Annotated in this window: 8 protein-coding genes; 1 reads left to right on the forward strand and 7 read right to left on the reverse strand. The window is 48.2% G+C overall.

The window, feature by feature from the left end; genetic code table 11:
• Positions 1-485, forward strand: a 485-nt coding sequence (locus tag Q1M25_RS07745; RefSeq protein WP_300483625.1) for an opacity family porin, incomplete at its 5' end; no start/stop codon positions are given.
• Between the two features lie 104 nt (positions 486-589).
• Here the strand turns inward: Q1M25_RS07745 and Q1M25_RS07750 are convergent.
• The 7 genes from Q1M25_RS07750 to ruvB form a co-directional block, all read right to left on the reverse strand.
• A complete protein-coding gene (locus Q1M25_RS07750; RefSeq protein WP_300483628.1) occupies positions 590-958 on the reverse strand; it encodes a VanZ family protein in 369 nt (122 codons plus the stop codon).
• Positions 955-1,164, reverse strand: coding sequence for a dioxygenase (locus Q1M25_RS07755; protein ID WP_300483631.1), 210 nt, complete (start codon positions 1,162-1,164; stop codon positions 955-957). Before Q1M25_RS07755 ends, Q1M25_RS07750 begins: the two co-directional genes overlap by 4 nt.
• Before the next feature lie 103 nt (positions 1,165-1,267).
• Positions 1,268-1,846: an aminoacyl-tRNA hydrolase gene (pth, locus tag Q1M25_RS07760; protein ID WP_300483634.1), complete on the reverse strand. Its 579-nt coding sequence runs from the start codon at positions 1,844-1,846 to the stop codon at positions 1,268-1,270.
• Positions 1,847-1,900: 54 nt separating this feature from the next.
• Positions 1,901-2,173, reverse strand: a complete 273-nt coding sequence (locus Q1M25_RS07765; RefSeq protein ID WP_300483636.1) for an RnfH family protein — start codon at positions 2,171-2,173, stop codon at positions 1,901-1,903.
• Positions 2,166-2,597, reverse strand: coding sequence for a type II toxin-antitoxin system RatA family toxin (locus tag Q1M25_RS07770; protein WP_003683270.1), 432 nt, complete (start codon positions 2,595-2,597; stop codon positions 2,166-2,168). The genes Q1M25_RS07765 and Q1M25_RS07770 overlap by 8 nt, the downstream gene beginning before the upstream one ends.
• Positions 2,598-2,687: 90 nt before the next feature.
• Positions 2,688-4,595, reverse strand: a complete 1,908-nt coding sequence (locus Q1M25_RS07775) for an ATP-binding cassette domain-containing protein (protein ID WP_300483638.1) — start codon at positions 4,593-4,595, stop codon at positions 2,688-2,690.
• Positions 4,596-4,717: 122 nt separating this feature from the next.
• The coding region (gene ruvB, locus Q1M25_RS07780) for a Holliday junction branch migration DNA helicase RuvB (RefSeq protein ID WP_300483640.1) at positions 4,718-5,451 on the reverse strand (734 nt) is incomplete at its 5' end.

The following is a 5,451-nucleotide window of genomic DNA, read 5'->3' on the forward strand; positions in this document are numbered from 1 at the left end:
CTGATGCAACCAAAGGTTTTTATGTTCAAGCTGATGCTGGTCATGCTACTGTAAAGGGAGATGCATCAGTTAAAGGCTTTAGCCCACGCATCTCTGCCGGTTACGATTTCGGTGATTTCCGTGTTGCTGCTGATTACACACATTATAAATCTAAAAAAATCAACACCTCCTTGGTTGATAAGGAAGCCAAGTACCACAGTGCCGGCGTTTCTGCTATTTATGACTTTGATCTGCAAGCTCCTGTAAAACCTTATGTAGGTGCTCGTGTGGCTGTTAATCATGCTTCAACAAAAGTTGAGACAGCTAATTCATATTATGAACGCAAAGAAACTAAAACCGGTGTGGGTGTAATGGCTGGTGTAAGCTACGAAGTAACTCCTAACGTTGCCTTGGACGCTGGCTACCGCTACAACTACTGGGGCAAATTTGATGAGACAAAAATTCATACTCACGAAGTATCTGCCGGTGTACGCGTGACATTCTAATTCTTGTCATAAAGCAATCATTGCTTCAAATATCAAGTAACAAAAGGCCGTCTGAAACCTGTTTCTCAGGATTTCAGACGGCCTTTTAACTTCTTTAAATATATCTAACTTTTTGCTGCTTTTACTTTTTCTGCAAACCATAGCGCCGCAGCCGTACCTGCCATATCGGCAATACCGTCCGCGATCGAACCCTGGCGCGTAGCAGTCAGAAATGCCTGAGCCAGCTCACTCCCTACTGCAAACAATAAAGCGGCAAGCAGAATGCCTTTATAGGGAATAGTCCTATTGTCTTGAATAAATATTTTTGCACACAACCATGCCTGACCGAAAAACAGTCCGAAATGGCCAACTTTATCAAAATGGGGAAATAGTGGAGCGCTATTGCCGCCCTCTTTGAAAAGCAAGGCATAAATGGCGGCGGCAAACCAAATCAAGGCAGCGACAGTAAATTTGTTTAACGGCAAGGCTTTCATTTGTCGGCCTCTTCATCCAGCCATGTTTGGCAGATATCTGCCAAGCGGACAAATTTCCCACCCCGCGCCTTCAAAATATCACGCCATTGTGCCACTTCTTTAGCATCCGGGGCATCTTCAATACTGCATTCGTAAAGACAGAAGTCTAATGTTTCGCCAACAATGCCTGGGGCTTCGGTCTGCATAAGGCTGGTCAGTTCGTTCATAATTTACTGTTTCTTTGATTGGTTTATCGCTAGTCAGACGCACTGCCTGTTTTCAGGCCGTCTGAACATGATGTGCAAGGCTACCCGTTTGATTCGGGTGCGCTTACTTACTGTGCAAAAAACGTGTTGCTTCTTCCCATTCGCCATTCAACACGGCCTGCAATCCTTGCAGGGATTTAGCGATGGAATCATCAATTTGCTGTCTGTGTTCCGCCGACGGTTTATTCAACACATAACCGACAACCAGATTACGGTCGCCCGGATGATCAATGCCTAAGCGCAGGCGGTAGAAATTAGGCGTACCCAAGCGAGCCTGAATGTCTTTGAGGCCGTTGTGTCCGCCGTTGCCGCCGCCAAGTTTGAATTTGATACGGCCGCATGGAATATCCAGCTCGTCATGGACCACCAAGATTTCCTCCGGCTTGATTTTGTAAAACTGAGCCAAAGCGGCAACGGCCTGACCGGAGCGGTTCATAAAGGTCATGGGTTTGAGCAGCCAAACATCGCCATCAGGCGTAGTGGCGCGCGCTACTTCGCCGTAAAATTTCTTCTCGTCTTTAAAATTGACTTTCCATTTCCACGCCAGTTCGTCCAACAGCCAAAAGCCGACATTGTGGCGCGTTTGTTCGTATTCTTGGCCTGGATTGCCCAAACCGACGATTAATTTAATTTTCAAGCTCATTATTGTTCTTTCAGTTTGACAGGCCGTCTGAAAAAGTTTCAGACGGCCTTTGATTTATTCTTGCCCGGCGCGTTTACGTCGCGCTTCTTTCGGATCAATCAACAATGGACGGTAAACCTCAATCCGATCGCCATCGCGTAACACTGTCTCGTCTTTCACGGCTTTGCCGAAAATACCTAAAGGTGCTTGCTGTAAATCCAACTCTGGGAACTCTACCTCCAAACCGCTTTGCAGGGCAGCTTCGCGTATGGTTGCACCTTCGGCAACGGTCATGCTCTTCAACACTTGCCTATCGGCCAGCCCGTAAACAATTTCAATCTCAAGCATAGCGGCGGTCGGCCTCTTTAATAAAAGCATCTACCAGCGTACCGGCAAGATGGCCGAACACCGGGGAAATCATGGCAGAGAGTACGGCATTGGAGAAATCGTATTCTAATCTGAATTCGACTTTGCACATATCATCGCCCAAATCGATAAATTTCCAAGTGCCGCGCAGGGTTTTAAACGGCCCTTCGAGTAAATCCATGCGGATTTCCTGCCCCGGGATATTGTGGTTGTGCGTCGCAAACGACTGCTTGACGCGCATATAGTCCATAAACAGGCGCGCTTTTAGCTCATTGCCTTTGCGTTCGATGACTTCGGTCTTGCTGTACCACGGCAAAAATTTTGGATAGTCCTCAACTTTGTCCACCAGCTCAAACATTTCCTTAGCGCTATGCAGCACCAATACGTTTTTCTCGACTTTTTTCATGTTGGTTGTAGATCTTGTTTTTGAATATTCGGGGTTCAGACGGCATGACTTAGAAAAGTATCTGCCCTACTTTGGGACAAAATTCCCAATTTAAACCGCTTCGCCATTTTGTTTCGCTTCCAGCCATTCCCAGCGTTCCAGCTTTTCCAAAAGCAGCATTTCAATTTCTTCAGCCCTGCTTTGTAACGCACCTGCTTTTTCGTAATCTTTGAAAATTTCAGGATCGGAAAGCTGGGTATTGATTTCAGCCTGCTCAGTTTCCAAAGCTGCGATTTCATCAGGCAGGGCATCGAGTTCGCGCTGTTCTTTGTAAGAAAGTTTGACCGTGCGGTTGGCTTTGGGTTTGATTTTTTCAGGCTCGGCAACAGCTTTAGGCGCAGCGGCCGTCTGAATCTTCTCTTCTCTCGATTTTGCATCGATATAGTCCTGATAGCCGCCGATGTATTCTTTCAGATGGCCTTGTCCTTCGAAAACAATGCTTTGGGTAATCACATTATCCAAGAACATACGGTCATGCGAGACAAGGAATACCGTGCCTTGGTAATCGCGCAATAAGTCTTCAAGCAGCTCTTGAGTATCGATATCCAAGTCGTTGGTCGGTTCGTCCAAGACGAGGATATTGGCAGGACGGGTAAAGAGTTTTGCCAGCAAAAGGCGGTTACGTTCGCCTCCGGAGAGCGATGAAACAGGACTTTGCGCGCGGGCTGGATGAAACAGGAAATCTTCCAGATAGCTCATCACATGCTTTTTCTTACCGCCGACTTCAACGTAATCGTTGCCCTGTCCGAGCGTGTAAAACACGGTGTCGTTTTCATTCAACGCGCTACGGAACTGGTCGAAATAGGCAACTTCCTGCTTACTGCCGATACGGATTCTGCCGTAGGTCGGCTGCAATTCGCCCAAAATCAGCTTAAGGAAGGTGGTTTTACCGATACCGTTTGGACCGATTAAGCCGATTTTGTCTCCGCGCTGCAAAATGGCAGAAAATTTGTCCATGATAACTTTGTCGCCATAGGCAAACGAAGCGTGTTCCAATTCGGCGATGATTTTGCCGCTTTTTTCGCCGCTATCGAGCTTAAAGTTGACCTGCCCTTGTACGTTGCGGCGTTCGGCGCGCTGGCGGCGCAGTTCTTCCAAACGGCGCACGCGACCTTCGTTACGGGTACGGCGCGCTTCGATGCCTTTGCGTATCCACGCTTCTTCCTGCGCGTGGAATTTATCAAACAAGCGGTTGTGTTCCGCCTCGACTGCCAACTCTTGCGCTTTTTTCTCGCTGTATTTAGAGAACGAGCCAGGATAGGAGCGCAGAATGCCGCGGTCAAGTTCAACGATGCGCGTGGCGATATTATCCAAAAAACGGCGGTCGTGGGTAATCACGACCAAGCTGCCTTCAAACGCTTTGAGCAGGTTTTCCAGCCAGATAATCGCGTCAATGTCCAAATGGTTGGTCGGTTCGTCCAGCAGCAATACGTCGGGCTTTTGCACCCAAGCCTGCGCCAAGGCGACGCGCTTTTTCTGACCGCCGGAGAGGTTGCCGATTTTTTCGTTTTCCGGCAAACCGAGTTCGCCCAAAGTCTGCTTCACTGCCGCATCCAGCTTCCAGCCGTCCTTCGCTTCAATTTCAAGTTGCAATTCATTGAGCTCTTTCAACAAAGCCTCACTCGAACCATTTTCTAACTCATGGCTGACATGATGATAACGGCGCAATAAATCGCGAATTTCGCCCAAACCTTCGGCAACGGTATCAAATACGGTTGCGTCCTTATCAAAAAAGGATTCCTGCGGCACATAAACGATTTTGAGATTATTTTGAACAATAATCTGCCCGTCATCGAGCTTTTGTACGCCTGCAAGGATTTTTAAAAACGAAGACTTACCCGCGCCGTTGCGGCCGATTAAACCGATTTTCTCGCCGCTGTCGAGTTGAAAAGAAGTTTTGTCGAGCAAGGCGACGTGGCCGACGGCAAAAGAAGCATTTTCTACGGATAAGATATTCATGGGGAAACTTCAAAAAAGAAAAGGGGGACATTTTAACCGATTATCGGCAGATATTTGCCGACAATCATATGAAATTGAAAGTATCAGGCCGTCTGAAAGCAGTTTTCAGACGGCCTTCATTATTATTCTTGAACCTTCAAACCGAAATGCAGATAGGCTCGTTCGGTTGCTACGCGTCCGCGCGGTGTACGTTGCAAAAAGCCCTGCTGAATCAGATAAGGCTCAATCACATCTTCGATGGTATCGGTCGATTCGCCAATCGCAGCAGCCACGTTTTCCAAACCGACAGGACCGCCGCTGAATTTGTGCAGAATCGCCTCAAGGAATTTCCTATCCATCACATCCAAACCTTGCCCGTCCACATCCAGCATACTCAAGGCCGCATCGGCAATTTCCGCATCAATCACGCCGTTGTTTTTCACATCCGCGTAATCGCGTACACGTCGCAAAAGGCGGTTGGCAATACGCGGAGTGCCGCGGCTGCGCTTGGCCACTTCCATAGCGCCCTCGTCGCCCATATCCAACTGCAATAGTTGAGCAGAACGGGCAACAATAGTCGCCAAATCTTTATTCTGATAAAACTCCAATCGGGACACGATACCGAAACGGTCGCGCAAAGGGTTGGTCAGCATGCCGGCGCGGGTCGTCGCACCTACCAATGTAAACGGCGGCAAATCGATTTTGACCGAACGCGCGGCCGGTCCTTCGCCTATCATGATGTCCAACTGATAATCTTCAAGCGCAGGATAAAGGATTTCTTCAACCACGGGGCTTAAACGGTGGATTTCATCAATAAACAGCACATCATGAGGCTCGAGGTTGGTCAACAAGGCTGCAAGGTCGCCGGCACGTTCCA

It is taken from the genome of uncultured Neisseria sp. (genome assembly GCF_951230505.1).
Classification (GTDB): domain Bacteria; phylum Pseudomonadota; class Gammaproteobacteria; order Burkholderiales; family Neisseriaceae; genus Neisseria.